The organism is Rhodoferax sp. LB1P47 (genome assembly GCF_056521445.1).
In genome coordinates, this window is record NZ_JBWMAU010000002.1 from 265,352 (window position 1) to 284,266 (window position 18,915).

19 protein-coding genes are annotated in these 18,915 nt (G+C 61.3%); 15 read left to right on the forward strand and 4 right to left on the reverse strand.

Annotation, left to right across the window (positions count from 1 at the left end; translation table 11 throughout):
• The first annotated feature begins 37 nt into the window (after window positions 1-37).
• Complete coding sequence (locus AC0969_RS05135) at window positions 38-286, forward strand: DUF1653 domain-containing protein (RefSeq protein ID WP_479623059.1); 249 nt, start codon at window positions 38-40, stop codon at window positions 284-286.
• Here the strand turns inward: AC0969_RS05135 and AC0969_RS05140 are convergent.
• Both AC0969_RS05140 and AC0969_RS05145 read right to left on the reverse strand, forming a co-directional pair.
• On the reverse strand, window positions 264-1,385 hold the full coding sequence (locus tag AC0969_RS05140; protein ID WP_479623060.1) for an ATP-binding protein: 1,122 nt from the start codon (window positions 1,383-1,385) through the stop codon (window positions 264-266). The two genes, AC0969_RS05135 and AC0969_RS05140, sit on opposite strands and share 23 nt — an antisense overlap.
• Complete coding sequence (locus tag AC0969_RS05145) at window positions 1,373-2,122, reverse strand: response regulator (protein WP_479623061.1); 750 nt, start codon at window positions 2,120-2,122, stop codon at window positions 1,373-1,375. The genes AC0969_RS05140 and AC0969_RS05145 overlap by 13 nt, the downstream gene beginning before the upstream one ends.
• Before the next feature lie 201 nt (window positions 2,123-2,323).
• Between AC0969_RS05145 and AC0969_RS05150 the strand changes: the two genes are divergently transcribed.
• The 3 genes from AC0969_RS05150 to AC0969_RS05160 all read left to right on the forward strand — a co-directional run bounded on the left by AC0969_RS05150 (window position 2,324) and on the right by AC0969_RS05160 (window position 6,785).
• The gene (locus AC0969_RS05150) at window positions 2,324-3,178 is read left to right on the forward strand and encodes an EF-hand domain-containing protein (protein ID WP_479623062.1); all 855 of its coding nucleotides are present in this window, start codon (window positions 2,324-2,326) and stop codon (window positions 3,176-3,178) included.
• Between the two features lie 112 nt (window positions 3,179-3,290).
• Window positions 3,291-4,343: a LacI family DNA-binding transcriptional regulator gene (locus AC0969_RS05155; RefSeq protein ID WP_479623063.1), complete on the forward strand. Its 1,053-nt coding sequence runs from the start codon at window positions 3,291-3,293 to the stop codon at window positions 4,341-4,343.
• A 165-nt stretch (window positions 4,344-4,508) separates the two neighbouring features.
• On the forward strand, window positions 4,509-6,785 hold the full coding sequence (locus AC0969_RS05160; protein ID WP_479623064.1) for a glycoside hydrolase family 3 protein: 2,277 nt from the start codon (window positions 4,509-4,511) through the stop codon (window positions 6,783-6,785).
• A gap of 175 nt (window positions 6,786-6,960) precedes the next feature.
• Here the strand turns inward: AC0969_RS05160 and purN are convergent, their stop codons facing one another.
• A complete protein-coding gene (gene purN / locus AC0969_RS05165) occupies window positions 6,961-7,554 on the reverse strand; it encodes a phosphoribosylglycinamide formyltransferase (RefSeq protein ID WP_479623065.1) in 594 nt (197 codons plus the stop codon).
• On the opposite strand from purN, the gene AC0969_RS05170 reads away from it, so the two are divergent.
• The gene (locus AC0969_RS05170) at window positions 7,544-8,218 is read left to right on the forward strand and encodes a YceH family protein (RefSeq protein WP_479623066.1); all 675 of its coding nucleotides are present in this window, start codon (window positions 7,544-7,546) and stop codon (window positions 8,216-8,218) included. The genes purN and AC0969_RS05170 overlap by 11 nt on opposite strands.
• On the opposite strand, the gene AC0969_RS05175 is transcribed toward AC0969_RS05170, so the two are convergent.
• Entirely contained in the window at window positions 8,210-8,767 is a 558-nt protein-coding gene (locus AC0969_RS05175; RefSeq protein WP_479623067.1) for an HNH endonuclease, read from the reverse strand. The genes AC0969_RS05170 and AC0969_RS05175 overlap by 9 nt on opposite strands.
• 142 nt (window positions 8,768-8,909) lie before the next feature.
• Between AC0969_RS05175 and AC0969_RS05180 the strand changes: the two genes are divergently transcribed.
• The 10 genes from AC0969_RS05180 (at window position 8,910) to AC0969_RS05225 (ending at window position 18,912) form a co-directional block, all read left to right on the forward strand.
• On the forward strand, window positions 8,910-9,947 hold the full coding sequence (locus AC0969_RS05180) for a bifunctional riboflavin kinase/FAD synthetase (RefSeq protein ID WP_479623068.1): 1,038 nt from the start codon (window positions 8,910-8,912) through the stop codon (window positions 9,945-9,947).
• A gap of 82 nt (window positions 9,948-10,029) precedes the next feature.
• Window positions 10,030-12,852 (forward strand): isoleucine--tRNA ligase, encoded by a 2,823-nt coding sequence (gene ileS, locus AC0969_RS05185; RefSeq protein WP_479623069.1) that lies wholly within the window; start codon window positions 10,030-10,032, stop codon window positions 12,850-12,852.
• Window positions 12,852-13,361 carry a signal peptidase II gene (gene lspA / locus AC0969_RS05190; RefSeq protein ID WP_479623070.1) on the forward strand — a complete coding sequence of 170 codons (510 nt, stop codon included), beginning with the start codon at window positions 12,852-12,854 and terminating at the stop codon, window positions 13,359-13,361. The genes ileS and lspA (AC0969_RS05190) overlap by 1 nt, the downstream gene beginning before the upstream one ends.
• A gap of 22 nt (window positions 13,362-13,383) precedes the next feature.
• Window positions 13,384-14,712, forward strand: coding sequence for an SEL1-like repeat protein (locus AC0969_RS05195; protein ID WP_479623071.1), 1,329 nt, complete (start codon window positions 13,384-13,386; stop codon window positions 14,710-14,712).
• 102 nt (window positions 14,713-14,814) lie between these two features.
• Entirely contained in the window at window positions 14,815-15,072 is a 258-nt protein-coding gene (locus AC0969_RS05200) for an addiction module protein (RefSeq protein WP_479623072.1), read from the forward strand.
• Window position 15,073: 1 nt separating this feature from the next.
• A complete protein-coding gene (locus tag AC0969_RS05205) occupies window positions 15,074-15,373 on the forward strand; it encodes a type II toxin-antitoxin system RelE/ParE family toxin (RefSeq protein WP_479623073.1) in 300 nt (99 codons plus the stop codon).
• Between the two features lie 2 nt (window positions 15,374-15,375).
• Entirely contained in the window at window positions 15,376-15,882 is a 507-nt protein-coding gene (gene lspA / locus AC0969_RS05210) for a signal peptidase II (RefSeq protein ID WP_479623074.1), read from the forward strand.
• A 140-nt stretch (window positions 15,883-16,022) separates the two neighbouring features.
• Complete coding sequence (locus AC0969_RS05215; protein WP_479623075.1) at window positions 16,023-17,024, forward strand: LacI family DNA-binding transcriptional regulator; 1,002 nt, start codon at window positions 16,023-16,025, stop codon at window positions 17,022-17,024.
• Window positions 17,025-17,068: 44 nt separating this feature from the next.
• A complete protein-coding gene (locus AC0969_RS05220) occupies window positions 17,069-18,082 on the forward strand; it encodes an ABC transporter substrate-binding protein (RefSeq protein ID WP_479623076.1) in 1,014 nt (337 codons plus the stop codon).
• Window positions 18,083-18,114: 32 nt separating this feature from the next.
• A complete protein-coding gene (locus AC0969_RS05225; protein ID WP_479623077.1) occupies window positions 18,115-18,912 on the forward strand; it encodes an ABC transporter permease in 798 nt (265 codons plus the stop codon).
• Window positions 18,913-18,915 lie beyond the last annotated feature (3 nt).

Genomic DNA, 18,915 nt, shown 5'->3' on the forward strand with positions numbered 1-18,915 from the left:
TATTGTCCCACGCCGCTTTTTACTGCCCCCTATTTTCATGTCCAACGACAAACTCCCCCCGCTCCTTACCACCCCGCCCGGCCGCTACCGCCACTACAAGGGCATGCTGTATGACGTGCTCGGCACGGTGCGGCACAGCGAAACGCTGGAGCCGATGACGCTGTACCGCGCCCTCTACGGCGAACATGGCCTATGGGTGCGCCCGGCGGCGATGTTTGAAGAAGAAGTGGTGATCGCAGGTGTGCGCCAGCCGCGCTTTACGCTTATCGAGGCAGGCGCAGCGTAGCGACCAACCCGGCGGCAGCACCGTTGCGCAGTTGCAAACTGCCCCGGTGCTTGCGCGCAATGTCATGGCTGATGGACAGGCCCAGGCCGACTCCACCGTGGTGGCGGTTGCGTGAAGCCTCGACACGGTAGAACGGGGCCAGCACCTGTTCTAGCTCGGATTCTGGCAATCCGGGGCCGGGATCCATGACTTCGACCAGCAGGTAATCCGCCGCATCCTTGAGCTGAATGTGCGCTGCGCCGCCGTAGCGGATGGCGTTCTCCACCAAGTTGCCGATGCAGCGGCGCAAGGCCGAGACCTGGGCCAGCAACGGGGCCGCGCTGCCGCTAATGCACACCGTGTGCCCGCAGGCCAGCTGGTCATCGGCCATGCTTTGCACCAGCGACTGCACATCCAACAGCACAAAGGGCTCCTCAAGGGCTGCGCCGCGCAGGTAATCCAACGTGGCGGTGATCATCGCGTCCATCTCGACGACATCGTTTTGGAAGGCTTGCTTTTGCGCCGGATCGTCCAGCCCTTCGGCCCGCAAGCGCAAGCGTGTCAGCGGGGTGCGCAGATCGTGCGACACCGCCGCCACAAAACGGTCGCGCTCTTGCAATTGCTGGCGGATTTGCGCTTGCATCTGGTTAAACACCCGACTGGCCTCGCGGCATTCCAGCGGACCGTCTTCGGGCAAGGCTGGGTGGTCCACATCTTCACCCAAGGCATGGGCCGCGCGGGCGAGGCGGCGGATCGGTTCCGACAACCAGCGGGCGGCAAACCAGGCGGCCAGCACCAAGGCACCCAAGCGCACGCCAACATCCAGCCACAGGCCCGGTACCAAATCGGCCCAAGACGCAGGTGGCGGAGGGCCATGCTTTGGGCGACCGCTATCCGACGGCTCCGGGTTCCAGGCGAACAGGTCTGCGCCCGCGTCTGGCATGGGCATGGGCATGGGCATGGGCATGGGCATGGGCATGGGCATGGGCGGGCGGAGCTGAAACATCATGGTCAATGCCAGCACGTGGCTGACCAATACCGCCACCGACAGCAGCAAGGCCAAGCGGCCAAACAATGTGGCGGGTAGCAGCCGCGCGAAAATCCGCTTCAGAGATGCCACGCAGGCTGACCCAACACGGATTGCGCGGTAAACATATAACCCGAGCCCCGCACTGTTTTGATCAAGGATGGCACATCCTGCGACTGCGTGGTGTCGCTCAACTTTTGCCGTAGCCGCGATACCAGCAGATCAATGCTGCGCTCGAACGCATCCATAGCCCGGCCTCGGGCCTGCTCCATCAGCTGGTCACGGCTCAGCAAGCGGCGCGGTGCCGCCAAAAAGCTGGATAACAAGCGGAATTCGGCGTTCGACAGCGGCACCACCAGACCCGATGGGGCAGTCAAGCGCCGCTCGTGCCGGTGCAGTGCCCAACCATCGAAATACACCACATCGCTGCCCACCTCTTGCAAGATCCGGTCGTGTACGTTGGCCGCACGGCGCAATACGGTGTGGATACGGGCCACCAGCTCACGCGGCTCGAAGGGCTTGCTCATGTAGTCGTCAGCCCCCATCTCCAGACCCAGCACCCGGTCGTAGTGGTTGGTGCGCGCCGTCAGCATGATGATCGGAATACCCGAATGCTGGCGCAGCTCACGCGCCAAGCTCAGGCCGTCCGCGCCGGGCAGCATGACATCGAGCACCACCAGGTCAATCGGCAGCGTGGCCAATTGCTGGCGCATGCTGGGCCCATCACAGGCGGTATGGGTGCAAAAGGAGAAACCCGACAGGTAGTCGCGCAACAACGTGGTGATGCCTTCGTCGTCATCGACGACCAAAATTTGCCGAGTGGGGTTCATAAATTGTTCATTTCTGCGAAAAGTGTAGGCAGACACAAGCCCCCCAAAGGCCAAAACTAGGCGCTCTTTACCCTTCTTTTCCAACGCTCAAACCGGCTTTTGTACCAAGCCAGATACACAGCGGACAAACCAGCTTTACCGGGCAACACAAAAATCAGACGCACGATTCACGCAGCCCCCCTTCACGTTAAAGGACCCGCCATGACCGCCATAAGCCCTGTCAGCAACAGCAGCAACGCCTGGGCCACCATGGCAGCAGAGCGCAAAGCCAAACTGTTTAGCAAAACAGATACCGACAGCAGCGGGGGCGTAAACGGTGCCGAACTGCAAACCTTGATGGACAAGGTGTCTGAGCGCACCGGTGTCACCAATAGCAACACAGCGGCCCAACTGATGGGTGAGTTGGATACCAATGCCGACGGCAGTCTGAATGCCGACGAACTCCAAAAGGGCATCCCCAGCATCGTCCCTCTGCCCAGCACGATGGACTTTGCCCAGACCCGCAGCGACACCAGCACCACCGTGACCACCACGGTGACAACCACCACCACCGTCACTGACGACGACGGCGACAGTGGCACATTTGCCAGCCTGGACACCGATGCCGATGGCCAACTGAGCAAAGCCGAATTCGACGCAGGTGGCCCGCAAGCTGCCGGTGGGCCACCACCCGGCGGCCCACCGCCCTCGGGCAGCAGCACCGACAGCACCACCTACGACCCGCTGGACACCAACCAGGACGGCATCGTCTCGGCCGCCGAAGCCGCTGCCGGGGCCGCAGCGGGCACGCTCAGCGCCGACAGCACCTTGGAGGCTCTGCTCAAGGCCATCGACACCGACAAAGACGGCAAACTCAGCAACACCGAAGCCAATGCTTTTGCCAAGCAAGTGACCACTGCCGTGGAAACGCTGCAAAAAACCGCCAGCACCAACAGCGCCAGTGCAGACAGCATCGACCTGAACCAGTTGGCGCAGCAGTTGCTCAAACAGTACGCCGCGATTGCCGCAGGTTCGGCCAGCAAGACCACCGGCTCCACCTTCAGCGTTACAGCATAAAAACAGGCTCTAGCGCATATTTAATATGCGATGCAAGCTACACTTTCAGTAGTTAATTTGAGTACTTCATCAGCAGATCATGGCGACGCAGTTGCAGCTACCATCTATTGCAATGACCGCGCTGCCACATCCTCCACCATCCGATCCGTCGCCCACGCCCAACCGCAAACAACGCGCCGCCAGCATCACCGTGAACGATGTGGCGCGTCTGGCCGGTCTATCGGCCATGACAGTGTCGCGCGCCATCAACACCCCCGATCGCCTACCGCCTGCCACGCTGGCCAAAGTGCGCGCCGCGATTGCCAGTACCGGCTACGTGCCCAACCTGCTGGCCGGCGGCCTGCGGTCCAACAAAAGCCGCCTAGTAGCGGCCCTGGTACCCACCCTGATCAGCCCGGTTTTCAACGAAACCGTACAAGCACTGACTGCCGCTCTGCGGCTACAGGGTTACCAACTGATGCTAGGGCAAACCGGCTACACCGATCCATTGGAAGACGAACTGCTGGGGGCCATCATTGGCCGCCGACCAGATGGCATTGTGCTGACCGGTGTGGTGCATTCGGACGATGCGCGCCGACGGCTACAGGCCTCGGGCATTCCGGTGGTCGAAACCTGGGACCTGACGCCTGAACCTATAGACATGCTAGTCGGCTTTTCGCACAGCGCGGTGGCCGATGCAGTGTGCCGCTACCTGGTTGGTCGGGGCCACCAGCGCTTGGCCGTCATTGGGGGCGACGACGAGCGCGCTCAGCGTCGCAGCCAGGCTTTTGTAGCCACCGCTCACAGCCTGGGACTGCCAGAGCCATTGGTACATGTCGTCCCCGCGCCCACCACTCTTGGCAGCGGGCGCTCAGGCCTGCAGGCCTTGCTGTCACGCAATGCCGACTTTGATGCGGTATTTTGCAGCTCTGACCTGCTGGCACTGGGCGTGTTGACCGAGGCCCAGGCTCTGGGCATAGCGGTTCCCGGCAGACTTGCGATGGTGGGCTTTGGCGACCTGGCTTTTGCAAGAGATCTGCACCCCGCACTGACCACTGTTCGTATCGACGGCACACGCATCGGCACCGAGGCCGCGCGCTGCATTGTGGACCGCGTTGAAGGTCGCACCATCCCACACCACACCATCGATATCGGCTTCACCATCATCGAACGCGACAGCGTTTAAGCCGACACCAACCTAGGGATACCTCTAGGTCTCCTCGCATTGACAGTCAAATTGTTAACGATAACAATAAAAGTTAACGTTAACACAATCCATTTGATGTTGACACTCATGGCAAGGCACATGCCACAACCCTTGCCGCACTTTGACCCACAGGAGACATAAATAATGAACACACAAAAACCGCTGGGGGCCACGGCCCGTACTAGAGCCCTCCAATGCCATACCAAGACCCAGCTGGCACTGGCCCTGGGTTTGGCTTTGACCCTGGTCAGCTGCGGCGGTAACGACACCGAGGTGGCCCAGCCCTTGATCGGCGCACGTTCCAAGGCCGTGCTGAACGTGGATGGCAAACAATTCAAAGACGCCAACGGCAATGGCAAGCTGGATATATACGAAGACTGGCGGCTGCCGCTAGAGCAGCGTATTGACGACCTGGTAGCCCAAATGACGCTGGAGGAAAAAGTCGGCCTGATGCTGATCGACACCCTGAACGCCGGAACGGCCGGGGCCGCACCGGTATCCGCCGCAGGCTTCATCAATACCCAGAAGATGAGCCGCTTCATCTTTCGCAGCGTGGTGTCCGCCACGCCGACCACCGGCCAAGTCACCCCAGAGCAGGCAGCCAACTTCACGAATACCGTGCAGGAGATGGGCGAGGCCACCCGCCTGGGCATCCCGGTAATATTTAAATCCAACGCCCGTAACCACTACGAGAAAGACCCTCGCTTTGGCATCAGCGAAGCCGCAGGCGCGTTCACCGAATTCCCCAAGGAAGCGGGTCTGGCCGCCGCATCTTTGGGCGCAGGTGATATGTCGGTGGTCCAGCAATTCGCCACGGTGATGGGCGACGAGTGGAAGTCCATCGGCCTGCGCGGCATGTACGGCTACATGGCCGACCTGTCTACCGAGCCACGCTGGTACCGGGTGCACGAAACCTTTACCGAAGATGCCGACCTGAACGCCGACATCATGAAAACGCTGGTGCAGACCCTGCAAGGTACGACCATCAAGGACGGCAGCTCGGTGAACGCAAAGTCGGCGGTGGCATTGACGATGAAGCACTTCCCGGGCGGTGGCCCGCAGGAAGGTGGTTTCGACCCGCACTACGCACACGGCAAGAACCAAGCCTATCCGGCTGGCAATTTCGCCTACCACCTCAAGCCCTTTTTGGCCGCGCTAGAAGCAGGCGTATCGGCCGTCATGCCCTACTACGGCGTGCCCATCAACGTGACTTACGAAGGTGTAACCTACGACCAGATCGGTTTTGCCTTCTCCAAGCAGGTGGTCACCGACCTGCTGCGCGGCAAACTCGGCTTCAAAGGCTACGTGAACTCCGACACCGGCATCATCAACGACCGCGCCTGGGGGATGGAGAAAAAGACTGTTTCCGAGCGCGTAGCCGCCGCCATCAACGGCGGTACAGAAACGCTGTCCGGCTTCAGCGTCAACAAGACCATCACCGACCTGGTCAGCGCCGGCCTGGTGTCCGAAGCCCGGGTCACCGAAGCCGCCAAGCGCCTGCTGAAAGAGCAGTTCCAGCTGGGACTGTTCGAGAACCCCTACATCAACGCCAGCCTGGCCAGCGGCAGCATTGGTAGCGATGCCCACCGCGCAGTCGGCATGGAGATCCAGCGCAAATCCGTCGTACTGCTGCAAAACCAAAACCAGGCCAGCGGCAGCAAAACCTTGCCACTTCAAGCAGGAGCCAAGGTCTACACGATGGGTCTGGCCAAGACCGACACTACGAAATATGGCTATACAGTGACCGACGGCGAGGCCCTGGTGGGTGGCGTGCGGCCCAGTGCGGCAGGCCACGACTACGCGGTAATCCGGGTCGAGGTATCGAACAACAATCTGCTGGCGGGTACGACTACCAAGGTCACCAGCAGCTACAAGAGCAACGATCCTGCCACCGGCGGCAAGATCAACCCCGCGACCGGCAAAGCTTGGGGCGCGCTCGACCGCTGCGTGGCCACCAGCGATTACACGGCGGAAGACGCGGCCAAGGCCTGCCTAGACAACGGTCTGAACTTCGGCGGCTCGCTGCCGTGGGAAAACGGCATGCTGTCCTTCACCGAGATGGCGACAGCCCAGTCATGGCTGGTTTCGCCCTCCCTGGCGGACATCAAGGCAGTAATGAACGAAGTCGGTGCCAAGAAGACCGTACTGGCTATTTACTTTCGCCAGCCCTACGTACTCGACGATGCCAGTGGTCTGAAGGGTGCTGGCGCCATTGTTGCGGGCTTCGGTATCAGCAACACCGCGCTGCTGGACGTGCTGAGCGGCAAGGTGCTGGCCAGCGGTGCAGCGTTCAAGCCGCAGGGCAAGCTGCCGTTTGCGCTGGCCAACAATGTGCAGGCGGTGGTAAACAACCAGCCGGATGCACCCGGCTACCCCACCATCGACACGCTGTACCCATTCGGCTTCGGACTCAGCTACTGAAATTTAGTGACCCCCAGGCGGTAGAACTTCGCTTCTGTCTCCCACCCCTTGCGGGGGGTGGCAAAGCCAGTTCTGCTGTGTTTCTGGAAGGCTTGTAATTCCCTTCCGTAAGACCCGGGCAGTCAGAAAATTTATAAAAAATCGACCTTAGCGTTTATTACACAAGCGCAATTAGCTATATTTTTAATAGCAAATTAGCCACCACACGTGGATACAGCAAGTGCTCTTGGGTGAGCACCCGTGCGGCCAGCAACTGCGCGGTGTCGCCCGGCAGCACCGGCACTACGGCCTGGCCCAGAATGGGGCCGTGGTCTAGCTCGGCGGTCACCTGGTGCACAGTAGCCCCGGCAAAGCAGCAGCCTGCGTCCAGCGCCCGCTGGTAGGTATTCAGCCCCGCAAAAGCCGGTAGCAGCGACGGGTGGATATTCACCAGCCGCCCCGCATAGCGCGCCACAAACCCCGGCGTCAGGATGCGCATAAAACCCGCCAGCACCACCAGCGCGGGTTCATGGCGGTCAATCACCTGGGCCAGTTGGGCATCAAACGCCGTACGCGGATCGGGTGCATCGGCAAACGCCTTGTGCTCCACCACCTCGGCCGCCAGCCCCTGCGCCCGCGCAAAGTCCAGCCCCGCCGCTGTGGCCTTGTTGCTCACCACCGCCACCACTTTGGAGCCCAAACGCCCGGCCCAGTCGTCCCGCAACGAGGTGCGCACGATCGCGGCCATATTGGAGCCGCCGCCAGAGATCAAAATAACAATGTTCTTCATACTGACCGGAATTATCCCTGTGACTACCCTCCTCTCGCCCACCGAAGCCCGCGTCCTTGCCACCTTGATGGAAAAAGCCCGCACCGTGCCGGACAGTTACCCCCTATCGATGGCCGCACTACTCAACGGCTGCAACCAGAAAACCAGCCGCGAACCTGCCATGAACCTGACCGAGGCCGAAATCGCCGAAGCCCTGGGCAGTTTGAAAGATGCAACCCTGGTGCGCGAATCCAGCGGCAGCCGGGTCACCCGCTTCGAGCACAACTTCCAGCGCGGCATCGGCGTACCCGAGCAGTCGTCGGTGATATTGGGCCTGTTGATGCTGCGCGGCCCGCAAACCGCAGGCGAACTGCGGCTGAACACCGAGCGCTGGTACAAGTTTGCCGACATCTCCTCGGTGGAAGGCTTTCTGGACGAAATGCTGGAGCGCAGCACTGAGAAAGGCGGCCCGCTGGTGGTCCAGCTGGCCCGCAGCCCCGGCGAACGCGAGCAGCGCTGGGCGCACCTGCTGTGCGGCCCGGTGGATCTGAATGCTGTCGCCAGCAAAACGGCTGACACCGGCAACACCACCCGGTTGGAAGCGCGGATCGAGGCGCTAGAAGAAGAAGTGGCCCAATTACGGGCCACGGTGAACAAGCTGTGTACCGAGCTGGGGCTAAATTAACAACCGCGACGACTTCGGCACGTGGGCCATCAGAAAATCCATCTGGTCGGCCAGGATGCGGCGGTTGCGCAAAATAAAGTCTTCCCACAGGCTGGGCACGTAAGGCGTGTATAGCAGCGGCATATGGGCCTGCTCGGGCGTGCGGTTGCTCTTGCGGTGGTTGCAAGCCTTACAGGCGGTGACTACATTCATCCAAGTGTCCGCGCCCTTCTGGCCTAGCGGTTTGATGTGCTCGCGGGTCAGCACGTCTTCATGGAAATGGTTGCCGCAGTATGCGCAGACACAGCGGTCGCGCACAAACAGCTTGGTGTTGGTCAGGCTGGGGCGCAGGTCAAAGGGGTTGATGTTGGGCACACCGCGCGTGCCGATGATGCTGTTGACGGTAATGATGGACTGCGTACCGGTGATGGCGTTGTGCCCACCGTGGAACACCGCCACCTGCGCGCCCATCTCCCAGCGCACATCCTCGGCAGCGTAGTGCACGACGGCTAGCTCCAGCGATATCCACGACTGGGGCAACCCTTGGGCTGAGAGCTTCAAGACCTTCACGAAACGCCTCCTGGAACGGTTGATAAACCACTTACCGGAAATGCTGCCTGTTTGCTACGTCACAATATACCTTGTTCCATGACTTATTACGTGACAGCGCTTATTCGACGGGCGCGATTCGCTATCAAAAAGATAACATTCCATGCTGGTTTTCCGTGGCTTCCAACACCCTGGCATTGCGCCCCACTGCGCGCTCACTATCGGCAATTTTGACGGCGTGCACCGTGGCCACCAGGCCATGCTGGCACTGTTGATCAACGAAGCCCGGCACCGGGAAGTACCCAGTTGCGTCATGACCTTCGAGCCGCACCCGCGCGACTACTTTGCCCAGGCCCTCGGCCAGCCCAACCTAGCCCCGGCCCGCATCGCCACCCTGCGCGACAAACTCACCGAACTGCACCGCTGTGGCGTGGACCAGGCGGTGGTGCTGCCCTTCGATGCCACCTTCGCCGCCCAAGCGCCCGAGGCCTTCATCGGCGACGTGCTGGTGCGCGGCATGGGCGTGCGCTATGTGCTGGTGGGCGACGACTTTCGCTTCGGCGCCAAGCGCACGGGCGACTACGCCATGCTGGACGCGGCGGGCGATGCCCAGGGCTTTGACGTCGCCCGCATGAACAGCTATGAGGTGCGAGGCCTGCGCGTCTCCAGTTCGGCCGTGCGCTCGGCCCTGGAAGAAGGCCGCATGGTGGATGTAGCCCGGCTGCTGGGCCGCCCGTTCAGTATCAGCGGCCATGTGGTGCACGGACGCAAACTGGGGCGGCAACTGGGCGAATCGGCCCCGGGCCGCCAGGACGGCTTTCGCACCCTAAATTTGCGCTTTGCCCACTGGAAGCCCGCCGCCAGCGGCATCTTTGCAGTCAAGGTGCATGGCCTGGGTGAACAAGCCCTGGTGGGCGTGGCGAACCTGGGCATCCGCCCCTCGCTGGACCCGAACGACACCAACGGTGGCCGTGTGCTGCTGGAAACCCACTGCCTGGACTGGCCCGCCAGCCTGGGCCCCGAGGGGGCCTACGGTAAAATTATCCGCGTGGAACTGCTGCACAAATTGCATGAAGAATTGAAATACGACAGTCTGGATGCCCTGCAAATCGGCATCGCCAAAGACTGCGACGACGCACGGGCGTACTTCGCCAGCTTGCACACAGAAACCAGCCGCCAGACAACGCGCGACCGAATTTAGACGATCTCAAGGCCCGCCCGGCCACCAGATCTCGCAGCCCACGCCTGTCGGCTGCCTTCCCAACGTGCCAATCGAAAATCCCATGACCGAATCAACCGCCACCGACTACCGCAGCACCCTGAACCTGCCCGACACCCCCTTCCCCATGCGCGGCGACCTGCCCAAGCGCGAGCCAGGCTGGGTCAAGGAATGGGAAGACCAAGGCATCTACAAAAAGCTGCGCGCCTCGCGCTGTGGTGCGCCGCGCTTCGTACTGCACGACGGCCCGCCCTACGCCAACGGCAACATCCACATCGGCCACGCTGTCAACAAAATCTTGAAGGACATGATCGTCAAGGCGCGCCAACTCAAGGGCATGGACGCGACCTACGTGCCGGGCTGGGACTGCCACGGCCTGCCGATCGAAAACGCGATTGAAAAGCTGCATGGCCGCAGCCTGAGCCGCGACGAAGTGCAGGCCAAAAGCCGCGCCTTCGCCGCCGAGCAGATTGCCGGGCAGATGGCCGACTTCAAGCGCCTGGGTGTGCTGGGCGAGTGGGACAACCCCTACCGCACGATGGATTTTGGCAACGAGGCCAACGAAATCCGTGCCCTGAAACGCATCATGGAACGCGGCTTTGTCTACCGGGGTTTGAAGCCGGTGTACTGGTGTTTCGACTGCGGCAGCTCGCTGGCCGAGTTCGAGATCGAATACGCCGACAAAAAGTCGCAAACGCTGGACGTGGGCTTTGAATGCGCTGAACCCGAAAAGCTGGCTGCCGCCTTTGGTCTGGAGTCGCTGCCCCAGCCCGCCTTCGCCGTGATCTGGACCACCACCGCCTGGACCATCCCCGCCAACCAGGCCCTGAACCTGAACCCGTCCCTGACCTACGCCCTGGTGCAAACCGAGCGCGGCATCCTGCTGCTGGCCGAGGATTTGGTGGAAAAAGCCACCGCCCGCTTCGCCCTGAATGGCACGGTGCTGGCCACCGCCCTGGGCGAAAAGCTGGCCTTCATTAACTTCAAGCACCCGTTCTACGAAGTGGACCCGGGCTACCGCCGCCTGAGCCCTGTCTTCCTGGCCGATTACGCTACGGCAGACGACGGCACCGGTATCGTCCATTCGTCCCCCGCCTACGGCGTAGAGGATTTCAACTCCTGCGTGGCCAACGGCATCAAGACCGACGACATCCTGAACCCGGTGCAAGGCAATGGCCGCTACGTGGATGACTTGCCGCTGTTTGGCGGGCTGAACATCTGGAAGGCCGCACCCCTGGTCATTGAAAAACTGCGCGAGCACGACCGCCTGTTTGCCACGGAAGTCATCACCCACAGCTACCCGCACTGCTGGCGGCACAAAACCCCGGTAATCTACCGGGCCGCCGCCCAGTGGTTCATCCGCATGGACGAGGGCGAAGGCGTATTCACGGTCGATAAAGCCCCGCAAACCCTGCGCAAACTGGCCCTGGCCGCCATCAACGAGACCAGCTTCTACCCCGAAAACGGCAAAACCCGGCTGCGCGACATGATTGCGGGGCGGCCCGACTGGTGCATCAGCCGCCAGCGCAACTGGGGCGTGCCCCTGCCATTCTTCATCCACACCGCCACCGGTGAACTGCACCCGCGCACCATGGAGATCATGGACCAGGCCGCAAGCATGGTGGAAGCGGGCGGCGTGGAGGCCTGGAGCAAGGCCACGGCCGAATCCATCATCGGTGCCGATGCAGAGCACTACACCAAGGTCAACGACATCCTCGACGTGTGGTTCGACTCCGGCACCACCCACGAGCACGTGCTGCGCGCCAGCCACAAAGAGCAATCCGCTTGGCCCGCCGATCTGTACCTGGAAGGCCACGACCAGCACCGCGGCTGGTTCCACAGCTCCCTGCTCACCTCGTGCGCCATGTACGACCACGCGCCGTACAAGGGCCTGCTGACGCACGGCTTCACCGTGGACGGCAAAGGCCGCAAGATGAGCAAGAGCGAGGGCAATGTGGTTGCGCCGCAAGAAGTCAGCGACAAGATGGGCGCGGAAATCATCCGCCTGTGGTGTGCATCGACCGACTATTCGGGCGACCTGGCCATCGACGCGAAAATTTTGGCCCGCGTGGTGGACACCTACCGCCGGGTGCGTAACACGCTGAAGTTTTTGATGGCCAACGTCAGCGATTTCAATCCCGCGACGGACGCAGTGCCCGCAGACCAGTTGCTGGAAATTGACCGCTACGCCCTCAGCCGTGCCGCCCAGTTGCAGGCCGACATCCTGGCGCACTACGAGGTGTACGAGTTCCACCCCGTGGTCACCAAGCTACAGGTGTATTGCTCGGAAGACCTGGGTGCGTTCTACCTGGACGTGCTGAAAGACCGGCTCTACACCACCGCGCCGAAGTCGCTGGCCCGCCGCAGCGCGCAAACCGCGCTCTGGCAAATCACCCACGCCATGTTGCGCTGGATGGCCCCGTTCCTCAGCTTCACTTCTGAGGAGGCATGGAAGATTTTTGGCACCAGCGAATCCATCTTCCTGGAAACCTATGCCGACCTGGGCACGCCGGACGCCGACTTGCTGGCCAAGTGGAGCCGCATCCGCGAGATCCGCGACACGGTCAACAAAGACATCGAAGTGCTGCGCGCCGATGGCAAAGTGGGCGCATCCCTGCAAGCCAATGTAGACCTGACGGTGGCGGCAGACGACTTTGCCCTGCTGTCCAACCTGGGGGCAGACCTGAAATTCGTGTTCATTACATCAGCTATTAATTTAATAGCTGGTAGCGCAATCAGTACCTGCGCTACAGCCAGTTTAGACACCAAGTGCGAGCGCTGCTGGCATTACACGCCGGATGTGGGTGTGGACGCAGCCCACCCGACGATCTGCGGACGTTGCAGCAGCAATCTGTATGGAGCCGGTGAAACCCGGGTGTTTGCGTAATGGCTAGCAAAAGCAAATCCACCTTCTCCAAATCCAGCCCCAGCCTGCTCCCCTGGCTGGGCCTAGCGCTCATTATTTTGATAGCCGACCAGTTCACCAAAGTGCTGATCATGGGCTACTACCACCTGGGCGACAGCACCTATGTGACCAGCTTTTTCAACATTGTGCGGGCCCACAACACCGGCGCGGCGTTCTCGTTTTTGGCGGGTGCGGGCGGCTGGCAGCGCTGGTTCTTTACCGGCATTGGCATTGCGGCGGCGGTGTTCATCGTCTACATGTTGCGCTCGCACCCCGGGCAAAAGCTGTTCTCGTTTGCGATGGCCTGCATTTTGGGCGGGGCGATTGGCAACGTGGTGGACCGGCTGCTACACGGCTACGTGGTGGACTTTTTGGACTTCCATTGGCGTGGCATGCACTTTGCGGCCTTCAACCTGGCCGATGCGGCCATCACCATCGGCGCCATCAGCCTGATTCTGGACGAGCTGCTGCGGGTCAAGCGGGGTAAATAAGCATCAGCGGCGCTGGGGCCGAATGGACAAAACAGGTCATGGCGATATGCATGGAGATAGAAAAATGCGGTTCAAATTTATCGGCGTGAATCGTCCAGAGATTCGCGTGCTCATCATCGCCATAGTTGCGACTACTTGCCTAGGAGTAAACGCAGCAGCGACGACTATGCCGCCGACCAGCTGCCCAGCACCGGACGCGTTGCTGCAAATGGCGAACGACGGGGATAGGAGTGCGCAATTTGTCGTGGGTAGGCGGCTATTGCAGGTATCACAGGCAGATGTAAAGGCTGGCATTGACTGGTTGCAACGCGCTGCCGAGCAGGGCAGCGTATCGGCACAGGTTTTACTTGGCACGCTGCACCTTGACGGCAAAGGGGTACCGAGCGACCCCTTTGCCGCTGGTAAGTGGCTTTTGATGGCTGCTGAGCGAGGAAATTCAGAAGCGCAGTCCCGTCTCGCCGTTATGTACACGGATGGCATTGGCGTGCCGAAAGACAGCTTTGAGGCATTGCGTTGGAAGTTTGAATCAGCATCTAAAGGCGAACAACGGCGCACTGCAATTGCTACAGCGACTAGTCCACTCTCTGTTCGTGCCGGACGGGCTTCCATCCTTGAGTATGTGCCCTATGCTGAGCAGGGCAGTTCGCTCGCCCAGTACACACTAGGCCGCATGTACTTTGATGCACCCTATGGCCAGCGCGATGAGAAGTTGGCAGTCGAATGGTTGAGAAAAGCTGCTACGCAAGGACATCCGAGAGCCGCGATTGAATTGGCCGAAATTCTTGCTTTGGGTATCGGCGTCAGTGCCGACGATCAAGAGGCGCTTGCGTGGTATCGCGTGGGGGCAAAGCAGAATTTCACCCGGACTACTTCCTCCATTCTGGATGTCAGCCGTAAATATGAGTCCGGGCGCGGCGCTTCTTTTAGCATGGAGAAGGCCCTTTTCTGGCTGCTGAAGGCGGCGGAAATGGATAGCCCCGTGGCACAAAAAGACCTGGGCCTGCTGTTCACGAAAGGCATGGGCGTCCCCAAAGACCCTGAACAAGGACTCCACTGGTACCAACTAGCGGCCAACCAAGATAATTCAGAGGCGCAATATGCCCTTGCGCAGATGTATATCGAGGGAAATGGGCCCGCCCCAGACGTGAATGCGGCGTATTTTTGGTGGGCGCTGTCTGCGCGAAATGGGCGCTCAGGTGGCGAATTGAACGCTGCCGGGTACTGGAACCAAAAACTTCCAGGTGAACGAAAGACATTAGACGAGGCAGTTAAGAATTGGACACCGATCATCAACGGGTCCTACATAAGTGACCACCGCCTCTTGCTAACGCTGTGTGGAGCAGGTGTTTAAGAACGTGTTCAAAGTCTTTTTAAGGCCGTATTGAGTGCCGCAACCTGCTCGACGCGGGCCAAGAGCGCAAAATAGCATGAAGCCAATCATAGGAGTGCTGCGATGACCCCTACCGCTATAGAAGAAGCCACCAGCGCCCTGCTGGCCCCCCTGTTGACACTGCCTGCCGACCAGCGCCATGCCTTGATTGGCCAGCTCTGGGACAGCTTGCAAACCGAAGCCCCTACGCCACTGCCCGCCTGGAAAATAGAAGCTTTGCACGCCAGCCGTGCGCAGTATCTGGCCCAACCTGAAACGGCAGTTAGCTGGGATGCCATGCAACAAGGCATGGCCCAGAAATACGGCTGGGACCAGAGCTAGGATGCATGGACTCCAGTTCACCGCCACCGCGCAACAGCAGTTTGATGCAGCACTGGATTGGTACGTAACCATCCAGCCCGCCTTGGGGCTGCGCTTCAAGCAAGCCACAGCGCACATTTTGGAGCGGGTGCAGCGCAATCCACGACAGTTCAAACTGGCCATTGACCCTTTCAGGCGTGTCGGCATCCCCCACTTTCCATTTGAAATTTTTTATGCGCTGGAAGACACCACCCTGGTGGTCTACAGCGTCTTTCACACCTCACAAGACCCCGCCCAATGGCACACGTTGTTGGGACATTAAGCATGGCCAAAAGCAAATCCACTTTCGGCAGATCCAGCCCCAGCCTGCTCCCCTGGCTGGGCCTGGCGCTCATTATTTTGATAGCCGACCAGTTCACCAAAGTGCTGATCATGGGCTACTACCACCTGGGCGACAGCACCTATGTGACCAGCTTCTTCAACATTGTGCGGGCCCACAACACCGGCGCGGCGTTCTCGTTTTTGGCGGGCGCGGGCGGCTGGCAGCGCTGGTTCTTTACCGGCATTGGCATTGCGGCGGCGGTGTTCATCGTCTACATGTTGCGCTCGCACCCCGGGCAAAAACTGTTCTCGTTCGCCATGGCCTGCATTCTGGGCGGGGCGATTGGCAACGTGGTGGACCGGCTGCTGCACGGCTACGTGGTGGACTTTTTGGACTTCCATTGGCGTGGCATGCACTTTGCGGCCTTCAACCTGGCCGATGCGGCCATCACCATCGGCGCCATCAGCCTGATTCTGGACGAGCTGCTGCGGGTCAAACGGGGTAAGTAAGCCCCGCCCGCGCCCCGCAAGCCCGCTGACGCGGGCTTTTTTTTTGCCCCGCACTTTCACCGGATTTACGCCGCTGCGCCTGTCATCACTGCGTCACGTTTTCTTTGTCCAATGAAATCGTTTTCACTCGGGATGATTTTGTGAGTATCAAAGACGTAGCACTGCAAGCCGGGGTATCGATGGCCACCGTGTCGCGGGTTTTCAACCTGCCCCACAAGGTGCATGCCGCCACCCGCGAACGGGTGCTCCACATCAGCCAGGCGCTGGGCTACCTGCCCAATGCCAGCGCCCGCAGCCTGCGGACCCAGCGCAGCCGGGTGATCGGTGTGGTGCTGCCCACCCTGCTGAACCCGGTGTTTGCCGAGTGCCTGGACGGCATTGCCAAAGCCGCCAGCGCAGCGGGCTACGCCATCTTGCCGATCACCACCGACTACGCGCTGGAGCAGGAAGAACGGGCCGTCAACCAACTGCTGGCCAGCAATGTGGACGGCATGGTGCTGGTGGTGTCCAACCCCGGCACCTCCAGCGCACTGGAGCGCCTGCGCAGCGCGGGCCTGCCCTATGTGCTGGCCTATAACCGGCACGCCGCCCACCCCTGTGTGTCGGTAGACAACGCGCAGGCCGTACAGGAGCTGGTGGCACGGTTGGCCGCCCTGGGCCACCAGCGCATCTGCCTCATCAGTGGGCAGTTGGCCGCCTCCGACCGGGCCCAGCAGCGCTACCGGGGCTTTTGTGCGGGCATGCAAGCGCAGGGGCTGGACGGCTCGCAGTGGCTAGAGGTGCCCTTCATGCAAACCGCCGTGCAAACCATCCGCAGCCTGCTAGAGCTGCACCCGCGCCCCACGGCACTGGTGTGCTCCAACGACCTGTTGGCGATTCGCAGTATCCGCGCCGCACACTTGGCGGGCCTGCGGGTGCCGCAGGACATCAGCATCACCGGCTTTGACGGCATCGCCCTGGGCGAAGACCTGACCCCGGTGCTCAGCACCATCAGCCAGCCGAATGCCGATATCGGGCGCTGCGGCGTAGAGCTGCTGGTAGCCGCTATGCACACCGGCAGCCCCGTGCCGCCCAGCGCCAGCCGCTTGCTGGCCTACGGTTTTCGCGCGGGCGAATCCTGCGCGCCGGTCCCCCATTCATAACAAGAAGCTACCGCCCCATCCATCCTTTCACCCACGGAGTTTTTATGCGCAAACCTTTGCAAAACCTCGCCCGTACCGCCCTGCTGGCACTCGGCCTTGCCGCCGGAGCCAGCGCTATGGCGCAAAACGCCATCTGCTACAACTGCCCGCCCGAATGGGCCGACTGGGCCAGCCAGCTCAAGGCCATCAAGGCCAAAACCGGCATCACCGTGCCGCCGGACAACAAGAACTCCGGCCAGTCGCTGGCGCAGCTGGTGGCCGAGAAGGCCAGTCCGGTGGCCGACGTAACCTACCTGGGCGTGACCTTCGCCATCCAGGCGCAAAAAGAAGGAGTCATCAGCCCCTACAAACCGGCCGGTTGGGCCGATATTCCCGACGGGCTGAAAGACCCGCAAGGCCACTGGTTCAGCATCCATTCCGGCACCCTGGGCTTCATGGTGAATGTGGATGCCCTCAAGGGCAAACCGGTACCGCAGTCTTGGGCCGACCTGCTCAAGCCCGACTACAAGGGCCTGATCGGCTACCTGGACCCGGCCTCGGCCTTCGTCGGCTACGTGGGGGCGGTGGCAGTCAACCAGGCGCGCGGCGGCACGCTGGACAACTTCACGCCCGGCATCGACTACTTCAAGGCGCTGCAAAAGAACGAGCCCATCGTGCCCAAGCAAACCGCCTATGCCCGCGTGCTGTCGGGGGAGATCGCCATCCTGCTGGACTACGACTTCAACGCCTACCGCGCCAAGTACAAGGACAAAGCCAACGTGCAGTTCGTCATTCCCACCGAGGGCACGCTGGTGGTGCCCTACGTGATGGGCCAGGTGGCCAACGCGCCGCATGCCGACAACGCCCACAAGGTGCTGGACTTCGTGCTGTCCGACGAAGGCCAGGCGCTGTGGGCCAATGCCTATCTGCGCCCGGTGCGTGCCACGGCCATGCCGAAGGACATCCAGGCCCGCTTCCTGCCCGCCAGCGAATATGCCCGCGCCAAAACCGTGGACTACGGCAAGATGGCCGCAGTGCAAAAAGCCTTTTCCGACCGTTACCTGAAAGAAGCGCAGTAAATCTGCACAGAGTCTGCATAAAGGTGCCCCGCATGTCTTCCCACTCCCGCCTGCTGGGCGCCTGCGCGGCACCCGCTGTGGCTTTTTTCGCGGCCTTTTGGCTGCTGCCGGTGGTGCGCCTGTTGGCCCTGCCGGCCGAAAAAGGCTGGACCACCTATTTCGCGGTACTGCTGGACAGCCGCTACCTGCGCAGCCTGCTCAACACGCTGGGCTTGTCGCTGGTGGTGACGCTGGCGACCCTGGTGCTCGGCGGTCTGGTCGGGATCACGCTGGCGCGGCTGCGCTTTAGGGCCAAGCCGCTGCTGCTGTCGCTGCTGACCCTACCGTTGTCGTTTCCCGGCGTGATCATCGGTTTTTTCATCATCCTGCTGGGGGGCCGCCAGGGCCTGGTGGCCGACCTGACCGAGTGGCTGGGCCTGGGCCGCAGCACGTTTGCCTACGGGCTGACGGGCTTGTTCCTGGGCTACCTGTACTTCTCGCTGCCACGCGCCATTGCCAGCTACACCGCTGCCGCCAGCGCGATGGATGCCCAGCTGGAAGAGGCCGCCCGTTCGCTGGGCGCGTCCCGCTGGCAAGTCGCCAAAGATGTATGGATTCCTGAGCTAGCGCAGACTACGCTTGCGTGTGGCGCTATTGTTTTTGCAACCTCTATGGGGGCCTTTGGCACGGCCTTCACGCTGGCCAGCAAATTTGAAGTGCTGCCCATCACGCTCTACAACGAATTCACCAACTACGCCAACTTCGCGCTGGCCGCCAGCCTGTCGATCACGCTAGGCCTGATCACCTGGTTAAGCCTGTTCCTGACCCGCCATACCTCCACCCGGCACTGAACC

Coding starts and splice junctions, on each gene's coding strand:
- AC0969_RS05205 (WP_479623073.1), top strand. CDS start 15,074: ATGCATGGACTCCAGTTCACCGCCACCGCGCAACAGCAGTTTGATGCA.
- AC0969_RS05145 (WP_479623061.1), bottom strand. CDS start 2,122: ATGAACCCCACTCGGCAAATTTTGGTCGTCGATGACGACGAAGGCATC.
- AC0969_RS05225 (WP_479623077.1), top strand. CDS start 18,115: ATGTCTTCCCACTCCCGCCTGCTGGGCGCCTGCGCGGCACCCGCTGTG.
- ileS (WP_479623069.1), top strand. CDS start 10,030: ATGACCGAATCAACCGCCACCGACTACCGCAGCACCCTGAACCTGCCC.
- lspA (WP_479623074.1), top strand. CDS start 15,376: ATGGCCAAAAGCAAATCCACTTTCGGCAGATCCAGCCCCAGCCTGCTC.
- lspA (WP_479623070.1), top strand. CDS start 12,852: ATGGCTAGCAAAAGCAAATCCACCTTCTCCAAATCCAGCCCCAGCCTG.
- AC0969_RS05160 (WP_479623064.1), top strand. CDS start 4,509: ATGAACACACAAAAACCGCTGGGGGCCACGGCCCGTACTAGAGCCCTC.
- AC0969_RS05195 (WP_479623071.1), top strand. CDS start 13,384: ATGGACAAAACAGGTCATGGCGATATGCATGGAGATAGAAAAATGCGG.
- purN (WP_479623065.1), bottom strand. CDS start 7,554: ATGAAGAACATTGTTATTTTGATCTCTGGCGGCGGCTCCAATATGGCC.
- AC0969_RS05150 (WP_479623062.1), top strand. CDS start 2,324: ATGACCGCCATAAGCCCTGTCAGCAACAGCAGCAACGCCTGGGCCACC.
- AC0969_RS05220 (WP_479623076.1), top strand. CDS start 17,069: ATGCGCAAACCTTTGCAAAACCTCGCCCGTACCGCCCTGCTGGCACTC.
- AC0969_RS05180 (WP_479623068.1), top strand. CDS start 8,910: ATGCTGGTTTTCCGTGGCTTCCAACACCCTGGCATTGCGCCCCACTGC.
- AC0969_RS05135 (WP_479623059.1), top strand. CDS start 38: ATGTCCAACGACAAACTCCCCCCGCTCCTTACCACCCCGCCCGGCCGC.
- AC0969_RS05200 (WP_479623072.1), top strand. CDS start 14,815: ATGACCCCTACCGCTATAGAAGAAGCCACCAGCGCCCTGCTGGCCCCC.
- AC0969_RS05170 (WP_479623066.1), top strand. CDS start 7,544: ATGTTCTTCATACTGACCGGAATTATCCCTGTGACTACCCTCCTCTCG.
- AC0969_RS05155 (WP_479623063.1), top strand. CDS start 3,291: ATGACCGCGCTGCCACATCCTCCACCATCCGATCCGTCGCCCACGCCC.